This window comes from Acinetobacter sp. 789_lipA, from assembly GCF_058242845.1.
In genome coordinates this window covers 884211-905216 of record NZ_JBZAYS010000001.1, presented here as the reverse complement: position 1 = coordinate 905216, position 21006 = coordinate 884211, and the positions used below count along the sequence as shown (strand labels likewise).

At 44.3% G+C, this 21006-nt stretch carries 20 protein-coding genes; 9 read left to right on the top strand and 11 right to left on the bottom strand.

Annotated elements, in window-relative coordinates; translation table 11 throughout:
* The first annotated feature begins 47 nt into the window (after window positions 1-47).
* A complete protein-coding gene (locus tag AC4CUZ_RS04260) occupies window positions 48-602 on the top strand; it encodes a GNAT family N-acetyltransferase (RefSeq protein ID WP_004691762.1) in 555 nt (184 codons plus the stop codon).
* On the opposite strand, the gene AC4CUZ_RS04255 is transcribed toward AC4CUZ_RS04260, so the two are convergent.
* Window positions 591-1097: a DUF1877 family protein gene (locus AC4CUZ_RS04255; RefSeq protein WP_004691763.1), complete on the bottom strand. Its 507-nt coding sequence runs from the start codon at window positions 1095-1097 to the stop codon at window positions 591-593. The two genes, AC4CUZ_RS04260 and AC4CUZ_RS04255, sit on opposite strands and share 12 nt — an antisense overlap.
* Window positions 1098-1322: 225 nt before the next feature.
* On the opposite strand from AC4CUZ_RS04255, the gene AC4CUZ_RS04250 reads away from it, so the two are divergent.
* Both AC4CUZ_RS04250 and AC4CUZ_RS04245 read left to right on the top strand, forming a co-directional pair.
* The gene (locus tag AC4CUZ_RS04250) at window positions 1323-1988 is read left to right on the top strand and encodes a hypothetical protein (RefSeq protein WP_017397097.1); all 666 of its coding nucleotides are present in this window, start codon (window positions 1323-1325) and stop codon (window positions 1986-1988) included.
* The gene (locus AC4CUZ_RS04245; RefSeq protein ID WP_017397098.1) at window positions 1985-2179 is read left to right on the top strand and encodes a hypothetical protein; all 195 of its coding nucleotides are present in this window, start codon (window positions 1985-1987) and stop codon (window positions 2177-2179) included. The genes AC4CUZ_RS04250 and AC4CUZ_RS04245 overlap by 4 nt, the downstream gene beginning before the upstream one ends.
* Before the next feature lie 15 nt (window positions 2180-2194).
* Here AC4CUZ_RS04245 and urtE read toward each other — a convergent pair whose 3' ends face one another.
* From urtE to AC4CUZ_RS04205, 8 genes are all read right to left on the bottom strand, one after another.
* On the bottom strand, window positions 2195-2893 hold the full coding sequence (gene urtE / locus AC4CUZ_RS04240) for an urea ABC transporter ATP-binding subunit UrtE (protein ID WP_004691766.1): 699 nt from the start codon (window positions 2891-2893) through the stop codon (window positions 2195-2197).
* A gap of 10 nt (window positions 2894-2903) precedes the next feature.
* Complete coding sequence (urtD, locus tag AC4CUZ_RS04235) at window positions 2904-3722, bottom strand: urea ABC transporter ATP-binding protein UrtD (RefSeq protein WP_004691767.1); 819 nt, start codon at window positions 3720-3722, stop codon at window positions 2904-2906.
* On the bottom strand, window positions 3719-4792 hold the full coding sequence (gene urtC / locus AC4CUZ_RS04230; protein WP_004691769.1) for an urea ABC transporter permease subunit UrtC: 1074 nt from the start codon (window positions 4790-4792) through the stop codon (window positions 3719-3721). The genes urtD and urtC overlap by 4 nt, the downstream gene beginning before the upstream one ends.
* Window positions 4793-4796: 4 nt before the next feature.
* The gene (gene urtB, locus AC4CUZ_RS04225; protein ID WP_004691770.1) at window positions 4797-6428 is read right to left on the bottom strand and encodes an urea ABC transporter permease subunit UrtB; all 1632 of its coding nucleotides are present in this window, start codon (window positions 6426-6428) and stop codon (window positions 4797-4799) included.
* Between the two features lie 96 nt (window positions 6429-6524).
* Window positions 6525-7808, bottom strand: coding sequence for an urea ABC transporter substrate-binding protein (urtA, locus tag AC4CUZ_RS04220; protein ID WP_004691771.1), 1284 nt, complete (start codon window positions 7806-7808; stop codon window positions 6525-6527).
* Window positions 7809-8232: 424 nt separating this feature from the next.
* The gene (locus tag AC4CUZ_RS04215) at window positions 8233-9165 is read right to left on the bottom strand and encodes an IS5 family transposase (protein ID WP_326942862.1); all 933 of its coding nucleotides are present in this window, start codon (window positions 9163-9165) and stop codon (window positions 8233-8235) included.
* Window positions 9166-9308: 143 nt separating this feature from the next.
* Complete coding sequence (parE, locus tag AC4CUZ_RS04210) at window positions 9309-11189, bottom strand: DNA topoisomerase IV subunit B (protein ID WP_490747305.1); 1881 nt, start codon at window positions 11187-11189, stop codon at window positions 9309-9311.
* A gap of 14 nt (window positions 11190-11203) precedes the next feature.
* Window positions 11204-11779, bottom strand: coding sequence for a YqiA/YcfP family alpha/beta fold hydrolase (locus tag AC4CUZ_RS04205; protein WP_201701906.1), 576 nt, complete (start codon window positions 11777-11779; stop codon window positions 11204-11206).
* Window positions 11780-12019: 240 nt separating this feature from the next.
* Here AC4CUZ_RS04205 and AC4CUZ_RS04200 point away from each other — a divergent pair, with 240 nt between their 5' ends.
* Window positions 12020-13351, top strand: coding sequence for a PGAP1-like alpha/beta domain-containing protein (locus AC4CUZ_RS04200; RefSeq protein WP_490747304.1), 1332 nt, complete (start codon window positions 12020-12022; stop codon window positions 13349-13351).
* Window positions 13352-13407: 56 nt separating this feature from the next.
* On the opposite strand, the gene AC4CUZ_RS04195 is transcribed toward AC4CUZ_RS04200, so the two are convergent.
* Both AC4CUZ_RS04195 and gshA read right to left on the bottom strand, forming a co-directional pair.
* Window positions 13408-13923: a disulfide bond formation protein B gene (locus AC4CUZ_RS04195; protein WP_058870537.1), complete on the bottom strand. Its 516-nt coding sequence runs from the start codon at window positions 13921-13923 to the stop codon at window positions 13408-13410.
* 19 nt (window positions 13924-13942) lie between these two features.
* Window positions 13943-15520, bottom strand: coding sequence for a glutamate--cysteine ligase (gshA, locus tag AC4CUZ_RS04190; RefSeq protein WP_004691780.1), 1578 nt, complete (start codon window positions 15518-15520; stop codon window positions 13943-13945).
* Between the two features lie 224 nt (window positions 15521-15744).
* Here gshA and AC4CUZ_RS04185 point away from each other — a divergent pair, with 224 nt between their 5' ends.
* From AC4CUZ_RS04185 to AC4CUZ_RS04165, 5 genes are all read left to right on the top strand, one after another.
* Window positions 15745-16284, top strand: coding sequence for a DUF924 family protein (locus tag AC4CUZ_RS04185; RefSeq protein ID WP_004691781.1), 540 nt, complete (start codon window positions 15745-15747; stop codon window positions 16282-16284).
* A gap of 38 nt (window positions 16285-16322) precedes the next feature.
* The gene (locus tag AC4CUZ_RS04180) at window positions 16323-16892 is read left to right on the top strand and encodes a CC0125/CC1285 family lipoprotein (protein WP_004691783.1); all 570 of its coding nucleotides are present in this window, start codon (window positions 16323-16325) and stop codon (window positions 16890-16892) included.
* A 16-nt stretch (window positions 16893-16908) separates the two neighbouring features.
* Window positions 16909-18216: a DUF445 domain-containing protein gene (locus tag AC4CUZ_RS04175; protein ID WP_004691784.1), complete on the top strand. Its 1308-nt coding sequence runs from the start codon at window positions 16909-16911 to the stop codon at window positions 18214-18216.
* A 112-nt stretch (window positions 18217-18328) separates the two neighbouring features.
* Window positions 18329-19486, top strand: coding sequence for a methionine aminotransferase (locus AC4CUZ_RS04170; protein WP_004691786.1), 1158 nt, complete (start codon window positions 18329-18331; stop codon window positions 19484-19486).
* 124 nt (window positions 19487-19610) lie between these two features.
* A complete protein-coding gene (locus AC4CUZ_RS04165) occupies window positions 19611-20978 on the top strand; it encodes an MATE family efflux transporter (RefSeq protein WP_004691787.1) in 1368 nt (455 codons plus the stop codon).
* The last annotated feature ends 28 nt before the right edge of the window (window positions 20979-21006 follow it).

Sequence of the window (21006 nt, the reverse complement as noted above, 5' to 3'; positions counted from 1 at the left end):
CACTTTTGTGAATATCCAAAAGCAAGACTTCTGTCTTGCTTTTTTTTATGCAAAAGCAGCATGATACCCCTACCAACGCATACAACCTTGCCTTCATGTCTTTTCTCATTCGTCCAGCCACTGAACACGATCTGCCCGAGATCCAAAACATTTATAATGCAGAAGTCTTATATGGTATGGCCACTTGGAATGAACATACCTATGATCTAGCGCATTTCCAAAAACAGCTACAACACTTTCAACAGAATCAATTTCCATTTTGCGTGGTGGAAGACCAAGAAACACAGGCCATTGCGGGTTTTGCAGACTATGCCACTTTTCGCAATTTTTCAGGCTATCGTTATACCGTTGAGCACTCGATTTATATTTCACCCAACTATGCTCGTCAGGGCTTAGGCCAGCAGCTTTTAGCCTATTTGATTGAACAGGCGAAATTGCAGCAAATGCATGTCATGGTTGCAGGAATTGACCACGCCAATCTGGCTTCAATTGCTTTACATCAAAAGTTTGGCTTTGTACAAACTGGCTATATGCCCCAAGTCGGACGAAAGTTTGGGCAATGGCGTGATCTGGTGTTGATGCAACTGCTGTTAAATCAGTGAGATTGGCGTTAGATTGTCACTGGTGACGCTGATCACGGCATAGGTATGCTTGGCCGCATGTTCATAAAAGTTTCTGAGCTGAGCAAAGACTAAACTCAACTCGGCAAATTGCAATTCAATCGATTCGGTCTGGATGCCATGTTCCTGTTCTAAGCGTTTCAAACATGTGGTTTGCATATGTTTTTTAAAGTCATCGATAGCCAGTTTTTCTAAAGCCTCTTGGACTTCAACGACACGAACCGCGGTGTTATAACGTACCTCTGTAAGTTGTTTTTGGCGCTCTGCCAAGTGATGCTCGGCTTGTACACTCAAAGCAAGTAATGAAGTGCCAGACTTAAAACTGCCTTGCAATAAGGTCTGTAAGATTTTCCAGTTTTTACCTAAAAGCAGATGCGACTCGATGTGCTCCGAATTCAGCACATCGTCGATAGAAATAGATTCTAAAATCAATGTTTCCAAAGCATTGGGGCGAATACTTAATAATAATGTGTCCATATGGCAGCTCTTATTTTGTTGTTGCTTTGCATTAGCTTAACGCGTCTAAAAGCAGATCGCTCAATCAATTTGTATGAGTAATTTTTCATACAAAGTGAAAGACGACCAACCTTTACTTCCAACCCAAAGACCGATCAACACAGACTAAAACTTACCCCTCCTCGCAGATGTATATATTGAGACTCAAACATTCGAATCCCCAAAGGAGTTTTCGGTTTTGATTGGATGAGGACAGAACACCATTGTGATATTTTTCAGCTTGATAATGTGATAATTGAGGGTAAAATCAAAACAGTTCAGAAAAATTATGAGTTTTTAATAAGCAGACTAATGGAAAAAGAAGATTATAATGAAAAATACATGTTTTTAGCTGAGATTGCTCAAAATGAATATAATTTTGAACTAAATAGATCATCTAAATTTGACGAGAAGATAGGTCGGCAGATTACTCTTCTTAGCGTAATCATCGTTGCTTTTACTACGATGATAGCATCTACGTTTTTCGCCACTATTTTAACTAAAGCACCTATATTGGTAGGGCCTTTGATTTTAATCAACCTCTTTCTCTTAGGGATATTTCTATCAGGAGCATGGTACCAACTTTATTTAGCTAGCAACTTACATAGCTCATCAAAATTCCCTATTGCAGAAGAGTCATTAAAGAATAAAGTTAAGTCAAAAGGTGAAATACCCGCAGCCACTTATTGGCACGTATATCTAACCTACGTTAATTGTATAAGTGACAATAGAGAGGCTCTAAAACAGCGGCTTGAGTTTATTAAAAAATCACAGAATTTCATTAAAGCGGCTGCAATTTCATTCATAATTCTTTTAGCGTTAATTTTTTTCGCACAACTTTACTTATTTCTAGTTCAAGGCGGTATAAAATGACACACTCCAAAGATGATAAAAAAATACAAAAAAAAGCATCTGCACGAAGAAGAATACATACTAGATCATTACCTGGTCACTATTTAGGCCTTGTCATAAGGCCAAACCAATCATATGAGTTTGAGCCAGATCCTAATGATAAAGGATCCAAGCCAACCAAAGAATTTGATCCAAAAAGAATAAAGGATTGATTTAAAGTGGCGATGTCAAATCGCCACCAATTCTCGAATACCTTTTGCAGGCATTTCACAGCCTGCCCCTTGCGCAATCACTTGCCCACGGGCCATAACGGTATATGCATCGGCCAACTCCTCGGCAAAATCATAAAACTGCTCGACCAAAACCACCGCCATGTCGCCGCCATCCGCCAGTTTACGAATCACTCGGCCAATGTCTTTGATAATAGAAGGTTGAATGCCTTCTGTAGGCTCATCCAAAATTAACACCCGAGGCTCTGATGCTAAAGCACGCGCAATCGCCAGTTGCTGCTGCTGCCCCCCCGATAAATCCCCACCTCGGCGGTGCTTCATTTCATCTAAAATTGGGAAAATTTCATACAAATGCTCAGGCACTTTTCGAGTTTTCGCCCCCTTAAACTTGGCCATGCCAATCAGGATATTTTCTTCAACCGTTAAGGTTGAAAAAATATCACGCCCTTGCGGCACATAAGCCAAACCCGCACGCACGCGTTGCTCGGGACTCATTTTTGAGATGTCCTGACCATCAAGTAAAATCTGTCCGGACTTGATCGGTAAAATCCCCATTAAACATTTCAGTAAAGTCGTTTTCCCAACGCCATTCCGCCCCAGCACCACGGAGCACTCTCCTACAGGTGCTTGAAAGGAGACATCTCTTAAAATATGGCTGCCACCGTAAAACTGATTGACGTCTTTGACTTCTAACATGGTCGGCTCCTTAACGTCCTAAATATTTCTCAATCACATCTTCATTGGCCTGTACCTCAGCCAATGTACCTTCGGCTAAGATCGCCCCTTGAGCCAGTACCGTCACTTTTTCACTGATGGTGTCGATAAAGCTCATGTCATGTTCAACCACCACCAAGGTGTGATTTTTCTTCAGCTCTAAACATAGCTCAGCGGTTCGTTCCGTTTCGGCATCGGTCATACCGGCCACGGGTTCATCAAGTAGAATCAGCTTAGGGCGTTGCATAAGCAACATGCCGATTTCCAACCATTGCTTTTGTCCATGTGACAACAGTCCCGCTGGTTTATGTACCCATTCTTCTAGGCGAATTTGCGCCAATGACTCATCCAAAGCCAGCTGTGCGTCTGGATCTAGTTTGCTGAAGAAGCTTTTCTTCACCCGCTTATCTTTGGGTGCAGCGAGTAGCAAGTTTTCCATCACGCTAAAGTTTTCAAATACCGTTGGTTTTTGAAATTTACGCCCAATGCCTGCTTCCGCAATTTGCTCGGTACTCATCTTGGCCAAATCATAGTTTTGCCCAAAAAAAGCGGAGCCTTCAGTCGGTCGGGTTTTACCCGTAATTACATCCATCAGTGTGGTTTTACCTGCCCCATTGGGCCCAATAATGCAGCGTAGCTCCCCTTCTTGAATGTATAGAGACAGATCATTTAAGGCACGAAAGGCATCAAACCAAACACTGACTTTTTCCAAGTACAGTGCAATCCCATGGCTAAAGTCGGCACCTTGTTCTTTGGGACGTCCATAGCCGTCTGAAGCATGGCCACCATGAGGTTGTATTAGCTCACTCATTCGCTACGCTCCTTTTTAAAACGGTCAAATAGACCAATGACACCTTTGGGTAAGAAAATGGTGACCACAATAAATAGAGCACCCAAGATCAATAACCATGCTTCTGGATAAGCCACGGTGAAATAGGTTTTCACGCCATTAATTAACCCTGCACCCAAAATTGGACCAATCAAGGTACCACGCCCACCCGCAGCCACCCACACCGCCATTTCAATCGAATTGACGGGGTTCATTTCACTCGGGTTAATAATGCCAGCCTGAGGCACATACAAGGCTCCTGCAATACCTGCAATCACTGCGGACAGCACCCATGCAGAAAGCTTGTACCACAACGTGCGGTAACCCAAGTACTGCAAGCGGTTTTCACTATCCCGAATTGCCCCCAGCACACGACCGTAGGGTTTATTCATGAGATGACGCAGACCCACGAAGCACAGCATCAACACCAAAGCCGTTAAGGAACATAAGGTGGCACGCATAGGTGCAGAAGTGATATCCATGCCTAAAATAGTCTTAAAGCCTGTAAACCCATTGTTTCCGCCAAAGCCTGTTTCATTGCGGAAAAATAACAGTGCCGCAGCAAATGTCATGGCCTGCGTAATAATCGAGAAATACACGCCTTTAATTTTGGAGCGAAAGGCAAAGAAACCAAAGATGAAGGCCACCACACCGGGAACCAATACCACCAAGGCCAAAGCCCATAAGAAATGATTGCTGCCCACCCAATACCACGGTAGTTCAGTCCAGCTTAAAAAACGCATAAAGTCAGGCAGGCTGTCACCCGCTGTCTGACGCATCAGATACATACCAAACGCGTAGCCACCAAGCGCAAAGTACAAGCCATGGCCTAGGCTTAAAATGCCTGCATAACCCCAAACCAAGTCTAGTGCCAAAGCCACCAGAGCCAAGCACATGATTTTACCAATCAAGGTGACCCAATACGCAGAGAGATGAAAGGCTGAATCGACGGGTAACAAATGTAACCAAGGCAGGATCAACATCACCGTAAAGCAGACCGCAATAGCGAATGCACTATAAGGTTTATCGGAAAATAAAGAAGTGATTTTCATGCGCTTACTCCACAAAACGGCCTTTGATGGCAAACAAACCTTGTGGACGTTTTTGAATAAACAAAATCACAAGAACCAGTAGAATAATTTTTGCAAGAACAGCCCCCATCCCAATTTCAAGGACTGTACCGCTGATCCCTAAACCAAGCGCCGCCAATACCGCTCCCCAAACTTGCCCGACACCACCTACCACAACGACCAAGAAAGCATCGATAATATAGTTCTGACCCAAATCAGGCCCAACATTGCCCACCTGTGCTAAAGCACAGCCTGCTAGACCAGCCAGCCCAGAACCCAGCCCAAAGGCCAACATATCGATACGGCTAGAGCGAATACCGACAGCACGTGCCATTTGACGGTTTTGTGTCACTGCACGAACAAACAGACCAAAGCGGGTTTTATTAAGCAGGTGAACCAACAGCAGTAGCACCGCAACCGTAAACACAATAATGGCAATCCGGTTATACGGCAGCATTAAACTTGGACTCAGCGCAATACCGCCCGATAACCAAGAAATATTCGAGACTTCAACATTTTGTGCGCCAAAAATCATCCGCACCAATTGCATCAAAATCAGACTGACCCCAAAAGTGGCCAACAAGGTTTCTAGCTGACGACCGTAAAGTGGACGAATCACCGTCCGTTCAATCAACATGCCAATTAAGGCGCTCACCAAAAAGGCCGCAGGAATTGCAGCAATCAAATACCAATCGACATAGCTACCCAAGTAGGTCTTAAACAGGCTTTGCACCACATAGGTGGTATAGGCCCCAATCATAATCAACTCGCCATGCGCCATATTAATCACACCAAGCAGGCCATAGGTAATGGCCAAACCGAGCGCTGCTAGCAGTAAAATACTGGCCGTACTGAAACCTGAAAACACATGCCCTGCCCATTCACTGGCTTGGATGCGGGTTTTAATCTGACTTTTGGCATCTACCAACACAGCTTTGAGTTCGGGGTTCAAATTTGATTGAGTTAAAGCCTGCTCAACCAGTGCCAGCACCTCGGGACGGTTGGAATCGGTAAGGACTTTAGCAGCCTGAATTTGGACTAAAACATCTGGACTTTCAAAGTCGAGGCGCGCTTTGAGCTGTGCCAAGCGCTGTTTAACTTTATTATTTTGTTCATGCAGATAGAGCTGATTAATCTGCGCAACATTCAGCTCAGACAAATTATTTTCTAAAATATCAATGGCTGCTAAACGTTGGGCAGATTCTTCAGATTTTAATTTGGCCTGTGCCTGTCCAAAGTTTAAGGCTTTACGTAAGGTGTTGACCAAAGTGACCTGAGACAAATCCCCCGGCCAAGTTTCAATCACTTGCTCATCGAGATAACGCAATAATTTTTCATTATTTTTTAAAATATATGTCGTGCCTGCGCTGTCCCGATACAGCTCATCATTGTCGATCAGTGCCACCAATCGATCAAATTCTTCAATCGTCCCCGGCCATTGGTTGAGCATGGCACGGCGCTCAGCAAACTCAGCTTTGACAAAACGTTGAATCGTATCATTCGATGCTGATACGCTTTGGGTCTGAGCAGAAAGTTGAGCCTCTTCAGCCCAAATACTGCTACTCACGAGCTGTGCCATTACGCACAGCAGTGCGGCACAAAAAAAATTAAGATTCATAATATGACGTCCTTAAGCTTGTTTAAAACACCCCACATCGGGATGTGCTTACTGAAAAGCCCACAGCGATCGCAGCAGGCTCAATGCTTAAGAAAATTATTTAGGAATGTACGGACTCCAAGGTTCCGCCTTAATCACATTTGGTGTTTTATACACCACATCAAACTGACCATCACCACGAATTTCACCAATCATCACTGGTTTTTGTAGATGATGATTTTCAGCATCCATTTTTAAGGTATAGCCTGAAGGTGCTTTGAATTCTTGACCTGCCATCGCAACGCGAACTTTATCAACATCGGTACTGCCTGCCTTTTCAACCGCTTGCTTCCACATATTGATGCCCACATAGGTGGCTTCCATCGGGTCATTGGTCACGATTTTGTCTGCATTCGGCAGCTTATACTGCACTGCATACTGCTTCATTTTATTCACAAATTCAGTATTGGTCGGGTTTTTCACCGACATGAAATAGTTCCAAGCAGCCAAATGTCCAACCAATGGTTTGGTATCAATACCACGGAGTTCTTCTTCACCCACAGAGAAAGCCATGACTGGAATATCCGAAGCTTTAATGCCTTGGTTACCCAGCTCACGATAGAACGGTACGTTAGAATCGCCATTGATGGTTGAAATTACTGCAGTTTTCTTACCCGCAGCAAATTTCTTCACATTTCCAACAATGGTTTGATAGTTACTATGACCGAAGGGGGTGTACTCTTCCATGATGTCCGCATCGGCCACACCTTTGGACTTCAAGAACGCACGTAAAATTTTATTGGTGGTGCGTGGGTAGACATAGTCCGTACCGAGTAGAACAAAGCGCTCTGCTTTACCGCCCTCTTCGCTCATCAAATATTCCACCGCAGGAATCGCCTGTTGGTTCGGTGCGGCGCCTGTATAGAAAATATTTTTCGACTGTTCCTGCCCCTCATATTGCACTGGATAGAACAATAAACCATTCAACTCTTCTACCACAGGTAACACTGACTTACGCGATACCGATGTCCATGAACCAAAAATCACCGCGACTTTATCTTGGGTAATGAGTTGTCGTGCTTTTTCAGCAAATAAAGGCCAATCAGATGCTGGATCGACTACGACAGGTTCTAATTTTTTACCCAGCACCCCACCATTGGCATTAATTTCATTGATGGTCATCAAGGCCGTATCTTTGAGTGAGGTTTCAGAAATTGCCATGGTGCCTGAGAGCGAGTGCAAAATTCCGACTTTGATGGTGTCACCACTGCTCACTGCCGCTGTTGGCTCAGACGTTGCTGTTTCCGCTTTCTCCGCAGGTTTTGAACAACCTGTCAAAGCAATAGTCCCCATCATTGCAGTTGCAAGGAATGTTTTCGTGAGTAATTTTTGTTGGAACATCTTGATTTTCTCCAAACTTGAAACTTAGGGTGCATTTTGCAATGCATGATTGTTATTCGCGCTATGAGTGCCAATTCAATTTCTATGCCAAGCAGGGTTTTACTATATAAAAATCATTGTAAAAATTTTAATTATTTTAATATTTTTCAATCATTTATTTATTTTTAAATGCACTGTATTTTAGGTAGATTTTCGCCCAAATGGCTACTTTTTTGCATACAAACTTGTATACATCATTTGTTCCAAATCAATTCATTTCGCCTAATTCAATTGATTGACTGAAAAATTGTGCACAGATTAAGCGCAATCTTATGGCCCATCTGCGCAACAAAAAGCCCGCAATGTACGGGCTTTTTATTTTTAGATTAAAAGGGCTTTGTTGCACAAAGATTTGAAATGCAAAGCGCCCCTAATTGAGCCAAATTTAAGGCGTAACTTGGGTAAGTGGTCGACCTAATTCCGTAAATCTGTTAAGGACTGCTACACGTGCATGGATCTCATTCACTTGGCTATCAAAACTCCTTGCACTGAGTTTATCTCCTAATAATTTGATGCAATGCATCTTAGTTTCAACCAAACTTCGACGATGATAGCCTGACCATTTTTTCCATAGTGTCCTGCCTAAACGTTTAATTGTTCGAAGTAATTCATTTCGCTCTAGCGAGCTACTCTTTGTATCTTTCCATTGTTTCGCATTTTTTCTAGGTGGAATCACCGCATGCGCTTGCCGATCTGCAATGACCTGACGGCATTGCTTGGTGTCATAAGCTCCATCGGTATAAACAGAGTCAATCCGCTCATCTTGTGGAATCTGATTAAGTAAATCACCAAGCACCTGTGAATCACTGACATTATTGGTTGTAAGCTGAACTGCTCGTATTTGTAGGGTTTTAGCATCTATACCAATATGAAGTTTACGCCATTGGCGACGATATTCAGGTCCATGTTTCTTGCGTTTCCATTCGCCCTCACCTAGAAACTTCATGCCTGTAGAGTCCATGAGTAGATGCAGCCCATCGCTACTTTTTTGGTAGCTGATTACAATATCAATATGCTTTTGTCTTCTACAAAGCGTGGTGTAATCTGGAGCTATCCAATTTAATCCGCAAAGTTTAATCAGACTTTGCACAAAGCCAGTAACCATACGTAAAGACAGACGAAATAAGGATTTAATCATTAAGCAGCATTGGATGGCTGCGTCGGAGTAGGTTTGATTTCGCCCTTGTTTGCCTTTTGATGGCGCATACCATTGCGTAGCAGGATCAAACCAAATGGCAATATTTCCGCGACTCATGAGTGCTCGGTTATATGCGGGCCAATTGGTTGTGCGGTAGATTTTGTGTGTAGGCTTCTTCATTTGAAAATTATATCGCTGAAAAACCCTTTACAGATAGGTTTGTGCAACAAAGCCTGTTCGAATTATAAGTCTTTTTATAAGCTTATCCTACATAATTTATAGACTATTCCTACAATTTTATAAACTTATCCTACAATCTACAATTAAACCACTAACTCGGCCAAGTTACCTTTCTGCTCTAACCATTCTTTACGGTCACTCGAACGTTTTTTTGCCAGCAATTTATCCAATAAACCTGCAGTAAAATGACTGTCATCCAAATCTAATTGCACCAAACGGCGGGTGTTTGGATCCAGCGTGGTTTCACGCAGTTGGCTTGCGTTCATTTCACCCAAACCTTTAAATCGAGTAATTTGCGGGTTCTTGGTTTTGCATTTTTTTAACATGCTTTCAAGCTCATCATCGTCCAAGGCATAGTGCACATCTTTTGCATCATCAATTCGATACAGCGGTGGCATCGCCACATACAGATGTCCCTCTTCAACCAAGATCGGAAAATGTTTCACAAACAAAGCACACAGCAGCGTCGCAATGTGTAGACCATCCGAGTCAGCATCGGCCAAGATACAGATCTTGCCATAACGTAATTCTGATAAATCATCCGACCCCGGATCGACCCCGATCGCAATGGCAATGTTATGCACTTCTTGCGAAGCCAAGACTTCATCAGAAGAGACTTCCCACGTATTTAAGATTTTTCCACGAATAGGCATGATCGCTTGGAAGTTTTTATCACGCGCCTGCTTGGCTGAACCACCCGCAGAATCACCTTCCACAATGAACAGTTCAGACTCTTCTAGGGTATGTCCAACACAGTCTGACAATTTTCCGGGTAAAGTCGGACCTGCCACAATTTTCTTACGTTCAACTTTTTTCGCAGCTTTCAGACGACGACCTGCTTTCGAGATCGCCATTTCTGCCAACTGCATGGCAATATCGGAGTTTTGGTTCAACCACAGTGCAAAAGCATCTTTAGCAATGTTCTGGACAATGCCCGATGCTTCACGGCTGGATAAACGCTCTTTGGTTTGGCCTGAAAACTGTGGCTCTTGGAACTTCAACGACAAAATATAGTTCACACCATCCCAAACATCTTCAGCCGACAGCTTCATATTGCGTGGCAGCAAATTACGCAGTTCACAAAACTCGCGCATCGCATCAGTCACACCTGAGCGTAAACCATTCACATGGGTTCCGCCCTGCGCCGTTGGAATCAAGTTCACATAACTTTCTTGGACCAATTCGCCGCCATCGACATTCCAACAAATGGCAAATTCGGCACTGGCACGCTCAGCATCTCCTGTTGCCACAAAGGCTGGATGAGGCAGAATCTCACGATCCTCAATTTCATCCATCAAATAATCGACGAGGCCATTTTCAAACTGCCAAACGATTTTTTCGTCATTGATTTGGTCGACATAATTGATTTGCAAACCTGCCGCCAAAACGGCTTTGGCTTTTAAGTTGTGCTTCAGCGCTTTCAGGGCAAATTTCGGTGAATCAAAATATTTGGCTTCAGGCCAAAAGTGAACGGTGGTTCCTGTCGCACGCTTCGGAGCTTTACCTTCTAATACCACCAAGGGCGCAGTCGGTTCACCCTGCTCAAACGCCATTTGGTAGAGGTTGCCTTGACGCTGAACTTCTACTTCGACTCGGCTAGATAAGGCATTCACCACGGAAATGCCTACGCCATGCAAACCACCTGAAAACTGGTAGTTGTCAGTACTGAATTTACCACCAGCATGCAGCTTGGTCAGGATGATCTCGATCCCGCTTTGACCATATTCAGGGTGAATATCGACAGGCATACCGCGACCATTGTCTTCGACTGAGAGTGAACCATCTTTATAAATGGTGACGGTAATTTTGTTGGCATGACCAGCCAGTGCCTCATCGACTGCATTATCAATAACCTCTTGCGCCAAATGGTTTGGGCGTGTGGTATCGGTATACATGCCAGGACGACGACGTACCGGATCTAAACCAGATAATACTTCAAGCGATTGAGCCGTATATTGAGACACGTTGTACTGTTTCCTTATTTTAAGCAGTCCGATAAAAACTGTAATGCCATCGGTATTTTGTCTGCGAAATCTTCCATCGCATGATTGCCTTGCGTTTCCGAGATCACGAGCGCTGCGCCATTATAATAGCGCTGTGCTTCACGATAATCCAAAACTTCATCGCCTTGTTGCAATAACACTAAAATTTTGTCTGCATCTTGCACAAATGGCAGCTCAATCTGCTCTAAATAGTCCAATTGCGCATCATCGAGCGTCCAATGTTCATTGACTTTATAGGGCAGTTGCGTCGCACCAAATAAATCTCGGAACAAATGCCATGGTTGCATAGCCGGATTGATCAGCACAGCCGGCACTGCCAACTTCGCGACCAGTTGTGTCGCATAAAACCCACCTAAACTACTGCCTACCAGCACCACCTGATCCAACTCCTGAATCAAGGCGGCCAATTTTTCTAAGGCCAAATGTGGCGGCATGTTCAAGTCTGGCAAATGCACATGCCACTGTGGACGAGATTCGCAATAGCGTTTCAGCAATTGACCTTTAATCGATAAAGAACTGCTTTGAAAGCCATGTAAATAAATAATATTCATGCTGTACATTTACTCTTCTACATCATTTTTATTGAACTCAAAAGAGATGACATCAGCCGACTGTATTATTTTGTATGGATATAAAAATTGTCAGACAAAAAAATAAGGTCATCTGTGTATTCATCGCTATTGTAAAAGTTGTTCGAGATGAATTAGATAAGCTAGAGTGCTAAGAATTTATACCGTGATCGTTGAAAAAAATAAAGTCCCTTTGGACACAGAAACACAAGGGTAGAAAAAATGCCAAGTTTAACGCCTCTGCACGAGACCTATTGTAAATGGGATCGTACTCCTCCCAGCCAAGCCGACCTGCTTGAAGGGATTGCTCAGTTGGTGACAACCCGCTTAGGCGATGTCGTCCACGATTTAATTCAGGCCATTCAGCGTGAAATTTTAATCAGTATATTTGGGATGAATGAAACCAGTTCCAAGAAGTTTCTGTCGACACGGTCAATTGAAAAAATTTACCAGTTTTCCTTCAATACCTTGCAAAACTACGGTAGCTATTTATTGGCGCCAAGTTTGCGTCATATCATTGAAAAATTTCCAAATTTGCATCGCAAACCCTTAACCCCAACCATGCATTATTTAGTTGGGGCGCTGAATGGTGTTTTGGGCGACTATTTACTGAAATATCACAACCCTGTGGCACTACCGATGGTGCTATATGATCATTATGGCGCTGTCCAACAAGGTGAGTTATCTGGCCGCGTTGTGATTATGGTCCATGGTCTATGCATGAACCATTTGTACTGGAGCACGGCGCGTTATGGTGGTATAGGGGAAAAGCTGCTGGCGCAACGTGCACAAAACACCATGCTATATCTCAACTACAACACAGGTCGTCGTATTTCAGCCAATGGGCGTAGCTTTGCCAACTCACTACAAGATTTACTCAACCGTAACCCACGGATTAGCTCGATTGATCTGATTGGGCACAGTATGGGCGGACTGGTTTCGCGCAGTGCGCTGTTCTACGGCAAACAAAATATGCAAAGCTGGATTCATGTGGTGGAAAACATGGTCTGTATTGGTTCTCCGCATCATGGTGCGGCTTTAGAACGTTTTGGCTTTCATTTGCAGGACAAATTGGGACGTTTCCCTTTTGTCAAAATTATTGGACATATCGTCAACATTCGCAGCAACGGTATTTTAGACTTACGTCATGGCAGTGTGCGGGATGATGACTGGGAACATAATGAAGCGCGTATTGGTCATGTTGATGACAATCGTAAGCCAGCCCCTTTACCCTCCCATATCAATACCTTCTTGGTGGCAGGTACCATTGAGTTTGAACATCGCAAATATCGCGCGCTCAATGTGATTGGGGATTATTTGGTCAGTGTGAAAAGTGCCTTAGGCGAGCATATGAATCCGCGCTTTCAACTAAAAGTCCCCGATTCACATAAAGCTATTTTCTATGGCTTAAACCATTTTGAGTTACACACCCATGCCAGTGTTGCCGAACAAATTGTCAATTGGTTCTATCCAAATCCAACTGAAACTGAATATGGTCAAGTGCATGAATACATGATCGGGTTGGATGACTTAGAAGGCATTGCACTCACCTAAACCACTGATACATCAAATAAAAAAGCCAACATGACGTTGGCTTTTTTTTATCTTTATTATTTTTTCTTCGCGTGGCTTGGATATTTACGCAACAATTGCCACAGACTAATCAACGCCAGTGCCACAAAAAACACCAAAGACCACACAGGTAAAGACTGACCCAAGAAAGTCCAATCTACCAGTGCACATTCACCTGAACCTGTTAAAACTTGCTCAAACACAGCACGCAGCGGCAACGTGTCTAACCAATAATCCAAGCCTGGGCCACAGCTCGGCACTTGATCAGGTGGTAAGCTCTGTAACCAAACGTGACGTGCTGCCACACCTGCGGACCATAAGATCGAGAGGCTGCCTAAAAATGCATAAAAACGTTTAAAACCATTCGATGCGGGGTTATGCAAAAAGGCAATCAGCGAAATAATCCCCAGTCCGATCAGTCCCACACGTTGGAACACACAGAGTGGACATGGGTTTAACTGTAGCGGGCCATGCTCTAAATACAAGGCAAAGGCCATCCCGATGATACTGGCTAAAACCAAAACACCACTCACGAAGCGATAACTCCATTGCATGGTCAATCCTCTTAATTTTTTATCTAAATTGTGCAAGGTACTGTTCAAAACTCAGTTGACTGTCTTGCTCTAATTGCTGTTGTTGTTGCAGTGATTGCGTGGCTAAATCGTCAAAATAAGCCCATGTCTCTGCACTCAACTGATGACGCTCATAACTCGATGCATGTTGTGCGGCCATTTGGCTACCAAAGCCCCATGTCCCACCCGCTTCCAGAGTATCTTCGATCATCTGCGCCGACAAAGTATCATCAACTTCAGCGACTCTCTGTTGCATGACTGTCATCGCTTTGCTATAGAGTGTGGTGCCATAGCACTGATCTAACAACACAACCAGTTCTTGCATCGCCTCTAAATGAGACTGACTCCATGCTTCAATTGGGAACGATTGCTCACCCACAGTAATTGCAGCATTCGGTGCACGACCACGATTGACCACTTCCGCTTGGTTTTTCTCGATTTGATCTTGCTCTGCAGGTAATAAATCTGGGCTATCCAGCAGTAAGCAATACAGCGCCAGCACTTCTAAGAAACCTGCGGTATCTTCATTGATCCCAATTGGGCTATACGGATTCACATCCACCGCACGTAGTTCCACATAACCGACACCACGATTGCTCAGCGCTTGTGATGGCGTTTCACCTGCTTGCGGTACTTGCTTTGGCCGTACCAAACTGTAGTACTCATTTTCAATTTGCAGGACATGATCATTAATTTGAATCGGTTCGCCCTGCGCATCATTGAGGCCTAAGCGACTAAATGGCGCATAAGCGGTTTTGACTGCCTTTTGTAGGCCTTCGAGATAACCATCGATATTGTTGTAATGAATACCGAGCTGCTTTTGTGCTGAGTTTTGATAACCAAAACGTCCCATGCGCAAAGCAGTTGCATACGGTAAATACAAGGTCCCGCGCAGCAATGGCAACAGATGATGTTCACGCCCTGTCATAAAACACTGGCAGACCGATGGACTTGCCCCGACCAAAAACATGACCAACGGCGTAAGGCGAATAAAGTTGCGGATCAAACCAAAATAGCGGTGACTACGATAGTCTTGTGCAGATAAGGCTTTTAGTGCCTCATCTGTTTCATGTTGTTGTAATTGTTCAAACAGCTGATCAGGAAAAGACAAGTTATAGTGTAAACCTGAAATGGTTTGCATACGGCGACCATAACGTACCCCTAAACCATGACGGTACAAGGTCTTGAACTTCCCGATATTTGAGCTGCCATATTGGGCTAAGCGAATTTTATCGTCATTGTCATCCAACATACATGGCATCGACAGCGGCCAGAGCTTTTCACCATGTTCCAAATGACGATGCGCCACACTATGAATGTCTTTTAAATAATGCAACGCCTCAGTAATGCTAGGCTGGGGCGGTGTAATAAATTCTAATAAAGCTTCCGAATAATCCGTCGTGATATGCGGATGAGTCAGCGCAGAACCCAAAGCTTGCGGATGATCGGCTTGTGATAAAAAACCATCACTTTGCATACGCAGACTTTCACGCTCAATCCCGCGTAACATCCCTTGCAAAAGTGATGAATTGACCCAAGTCGGTAACACAGCTGTAGATTTAGATGCGGGTTGACCCATTACAATCTCACTTTTTGGAAGAAACAATACAACGACGAATAAAATAAAATCATCAGTTTATATCAGTATAACGTGATTTTAATTCGGCACATTACACCCAGTCCTATTTTCAAGTAAACCATCTGTTCTATTTTTTCGGAAAATATTTATCACAAAGTTACGCTATTAGACATGTCAAAAGTGTGATTGTATTGAAGAATAAATGCTAAAGAATTGTAAACTTTATGAATTATCAAGAAATTTTAGATTTTTGGTTCGATCCCAAAAACCAAAGCTGGTGGTTTAGCCAAAATGATGCGTTCGATAAACTCATCGAAGAAAAATTTAAGACAATTCATCAACAAGCGGCGTATGCTGAGCTATGGTCTTGGCGCAGTAGTGCTGAAGGGCGTTTGGCTGAAATTATTGTGCTCGACCAACTGTCGAGAAACCTGTATCGGAACAGTCCTTTGGCCTTTGCTCAAGATGCCTTGGCCTTAGCTTTGGCGCAAGAAGCCATCACGCTAAAACTGGATGCAGCACTGCCACCCATACAACGTAGTTTTTTATATATGCCCTTTATGCATAGTGAATCGAAACTTATTCATCAATATGCTTTAAAATTGTTCGAAGACTTAGGCAATCCGATTAACCTCGATTTTGAACAGCGTCACAAAGTGATTATCGATCGTTTTGGACGCTATCCGCACCGGAACCAAGTCCTTGGCCGCAACTCAAGCCAAGAAGAACTGGATTTTTTGACTCAGCCCAACAGCCATTTTTAACTGTTCGGCTTCTCCCTCTGTGCTAAGGAGTCTATCTCATGAAGAAAATTTTAATCGCCTGTGCACTGGCGACGGGTCTGAGTTTAGTAGGCTGTGCCTCTACCCCCTCAAAGCCCTTAACCTTCGACCAGTTAGGTCGGTTTAGTAATACGCCTTTAAACACTTCGACTTATCGCATCAGCTTCCAAGCGCGTCCAAATATGAGCTATGGCACAGCTGAAGAAATTACCCTGGTCAAAGCCGCGCAAACTACGGTGCAAAATGGTTATCACTTCTTTAAAGTACTGAATGACCCGAGCAACCAAAACCAACCACCAAGGCAAGCCGTGGTGTATTCAAACCCAATGCCTTACTACCCATATGGTTATTATTCTCGCCATCCAGCCTTTTGGCCTGATCCGTTCTACGATGTACCACGTGTAGTCGACATTGACCCCGTACAAGTGTCATACAGCATTCAATGCTTTAAAGACCAAAAATCGGCACCAAGCGATGCCTTTGATGCCACGCTGATTTTAAAATCGCTGGGTGGAAAATATGGTTTGAGTCCAACTGGTGAAGTGCTCCCACCGCCTGAACCCAGCAGTCCAGCGTCGACCAGCAAATAAAGCATAGAGCCTGCCTATGAATGAGCCTCAAGCCGTCCCATCGAGTCTGAAACGCAGCAAACGTTTTGCCACCATTGCCCTAATCACGGCAGTGGTGACATGGCTGCTGCTGATGGTCGTTGCCAAGTTTGTCCCCACAGACAAAGTCTGGGTCATTCATATTTTAATGTTATCCGCCGAAGCAGGTGTGGTCGGCGGCTTGGCTGACTGGTATGCCATTACTGTGCTGTTCCGTAATCCCTTTGGGAAAATGCCAATTCCAAAGTTTTTACGCGATCACACCGAAATTATTCCCCGTAACAAAGACCGTATTGCAGAGTCTATGGGCCGCTTTGTACAAGAGAATTTTCTTTCTCCACAAGTGGTGGAAAAAAGCCTGCAAAGTACCGACCTGTCTTTGGCGGTTGGCCAATGGCTCGCCAACCCACAAAACAATCTGCAAGTCACTCAAGTTATTCAACAAACGGTGCCTAAAGTCTTTGAGTTTGTGGGCCAAGAACAAATCGGACGCTTTATCCAAAGTAACAGTGTGCAGTGGGTGCGCAATACTCAAGTCAATCATTTGGCCAGTGAAATGCTGCGTGCAGTGCTAGAAAATGATTTCCATCAAGATGTATTACAACGCGGACTCGACTTGGCGCATGACTGGATGACCCAACACCCTGAACAAAGTCGTGAGTTAACCCGAACCTTGTTCAAAGAACTCGGGGTCTGGAAACTGGCCAAAGGGGCCAGTTGGATTGGCATCGATGTGCAGCAAAGAACCATCGACTCTCTCATTCAACGAGTCGAGTCGATGTTGGCCGATCCTGAGCATCCGTGGCGTCAAAAGATTGAAGCGATAGGGCACGCGCTCATGCTCGAACTGGCAGACACAGACAGTAAAGCCAGCCAGCGTTTAAACCAAACCAAAGATGCCCTGCTAGATAGCCCACAAGTCCTGAATTTTATTAGCGGTGCAGTGGTCATTTTATGTGATGCCATTAAGCAAGACTTACAAAAACCAGACTCTGGCATTGCTCACAACATCCGTGTATCCATTCAACAAATCGGGGAAAACATCATCTCCAATCAAGCCGTCAGAGACTTGCTTAATCAACGCCTCAGCGGCATTGCGGTCAATCTCAGTGACCAATACAGCGAAAAAGTCATTCGTTTTATCAGTGAACGTATTCACGAATGGGACTCCAGTGTAATGATTGACAAGATCGAAAATGAAGTCGGTGGCGACTTGCATATGATTCGGGTCAATGGTGTGGTAGTCGGTGCATTTATTGGCTTAGCACTGGGGATTATTCGCGCGGCAGTTGAACAGCTCTTATAAAAGCAATCCATAAAAATGCATGCTTTACCCCTGTCCTACATGCAAAATTTGCATAAGTAAAAGGGGATGAATATGCTATTTTGGGCTGATATTTAGACACTTTTAAGCATTCATGATTCAGTTGCCTTCATCTAAACTGCCTGCACAAGGCGTCACTATTTTCAGCACCATGACTGCCATGGCACAGCGCTTAAATGCCCTAAATCTATCCCAAGGTTTTCCAGACTTTGAAGCTCCTGCTGAACTGCTGGATGCTTTAGCACAGGCCACTCAAAGTGGTTTCAATCAGTATGCTCCAGGCGATGGGGTCTGGTTATTACGCGAGCAACTGGCGCAGCAATTTGCGCAGCGCGATCAGATTCAGCTCGACCCGATGACTGAAATTACCATCACCCCAGGTGCAACGATTGGCCTTTATGCCACCATTCAAGCCGTAGTCCATGCGGATGATGAAGTTATCATTTTCGACCCCAGTTATGACAGCTATGCGCCAAGTGTGGCTTTGGTTGGGGGCAAAGCCATTCATATTGCGCTCCAGCCCCCTCATTTTTCGGTCGATTGGGAGCAGGTTAAATCAGCCATCACGGCCAAAACCAAACTGATCATTATCAACACGCCACATAACCCAAGTGGTGCCATTTGGAGCAAGCAAGATTGGCTCACCCTGATTGAACTGATTCGCGACAGCAATATTTTAGTCCTGTCCGATGAAGTCTATGAACATCTGGTATTTGATGGCCAACGTCACTATTCCGCGCTGTCTTTTCCTGAACTGCGTGAGCGTAGTGTAGTGGTGGGTTCCTTTGGTAAAACCTTTCATGTGACGGGTTGGAAAACCGGCTATTGCGTCGCTACACCTGCGCTGATGCAACTGTTCCGTCAGGTCTATCAGTTTGCCAACTTCTGCGGAGTGACCCCTGTACAACTGGCTTTGGCCAATTATATGCAGCAACATCCTGAGCATATTCAAAACTTAGCGGGCTTTTATCAAGCAAAACGCGATCGTTTTATTGAGGGTTTAACTGGTTCACGCTTTCAATGGTTGCCTTCGCAAGGCACTTACTTTCAAAATGTTGACTACAGCCACATTCGTCCCGATTTAAATGATGTTGAATTTTGCCGCTTTCTGGCAGAGCAGCATGGCATTGTTGGCATTCCTGTTTCCGTGTTTTATCAGCAGGCCCCAGAGGCTTTGCGCATGATTCGTTTTTGCTTTGCCAAGACCGATCAAACCTTGGCTCAGGCAGTTGAAATTTTGCAAAGCGTATAAATTTTTTTCAGCTTTGCTTATGCACAAGAACAGGCTTCGCTTACTGAAATACATCGGCTTTTCAACACTGAACTATGCTAGGGTAAGCCTTAGAAATGTAATAAAAATAACCTCAGGATGACTTATGTCAGCACACACCCCATTGGTGCAACAGCAAAAGCTATGGAAAGCCTTTTTTATTTTCCTGATGCCTTTGATTGCCACCAATATTCTGCAAAATCTGTCGGGTACAATTAATACCATCTTTGTCGGACAGATGATGGGTGTACAGGCGATTGCAGCGGTTGCGGTGTTCTTCCCCATCCTATTTTGCTTAATGGCCTTCGTAATTGGACTATCTGCGGGTTCTACCGTCTTGGTTGGTCAAGCATGGGGCGCACAGAATATTGAAAAAGTCCGTGCGGTGGTCGGCTCCACTATTTTTATAACTCTCATTGGTGGCAGCTTTATTGCATTTTTAGGGGTAGTTTTTGCGCGACCAATTTTATCGGCTTTGGGTATCGATGAAGACGTCATGCATCTCTCGTTACCTTATGTGCAATGGATGTTGGCAGGTAGTCCCCTACTGTTTGTATATATTATTTATACCTCAATTTTACGCGGTGTCGGAGACAGTACGACACCTCTAATTGCTTCTGGCATGACCATCTTGATTGGGCTTTGTGTCACGCCAGTTCTGATTGCGGGTTATTTTGGCTTTCCTAAACTGGGGATTGTTGCGCCTGCTATTGCGACCATTTTAGGCTTTGTTTCCGTGCTGACCTTTTTGTATTTCTATTTGAACTATAAACAGCACCCACTCCGACTCGATGCACAACTGCTACGTCATATTCGCTTTGACCGTCAACTGAGTAAAATTATTCTGCGCTTAGGGGTTCCAACGGGCATTCAAATGATCACCACCTCGGTTGCAGGTCTTGTGATTGTGGGTCTAGTCAACCGCCATGGGGCCGATGCGACCGCAGCTTATGGCGCGGTCAATCAGGTTCTGAATTATATTCAATTCCCTGCTCTATCGATTGCCATTGCTGCATCGATTTTTGGTGCACAAGCCATTGGCGCAGGCAAATCCGAGTTATTGGCCAAAGTCACGCGTACGGCACTCGGCATGAACATTATCATTACGGGCTCCTTGGTGGTCTTGGCTTATCTTTTCTCCAAATACCTCATGGCACTCTTTATCACGGACTATGCGGTGGTCGAGCTAGGGCAACAGCTGTTATTTATTGTGCTGTGGTCCATTTTATTCTTTGGTGCCAGTGCCATTTTTGCCTCTATTATGCGGGCCAGCGGTACGGTCACCATGCCCATGGTGATCAATATCGTTGCGATTATTGCGATTGAAGTGCCCTGTGCCTACTTATTTAGTGAATGGTGGGGACTGCAAGGGATTTGGTATGCTTATGCGCTGGCCTTTGTCAGCTTATGCATCATGCAAGGGCTTTATTATCAATTTGTTTGGAAGAAAAAGACCATTGAAACGCTCATTTAAAGCTAAACGGATATTTGATAGAACACGT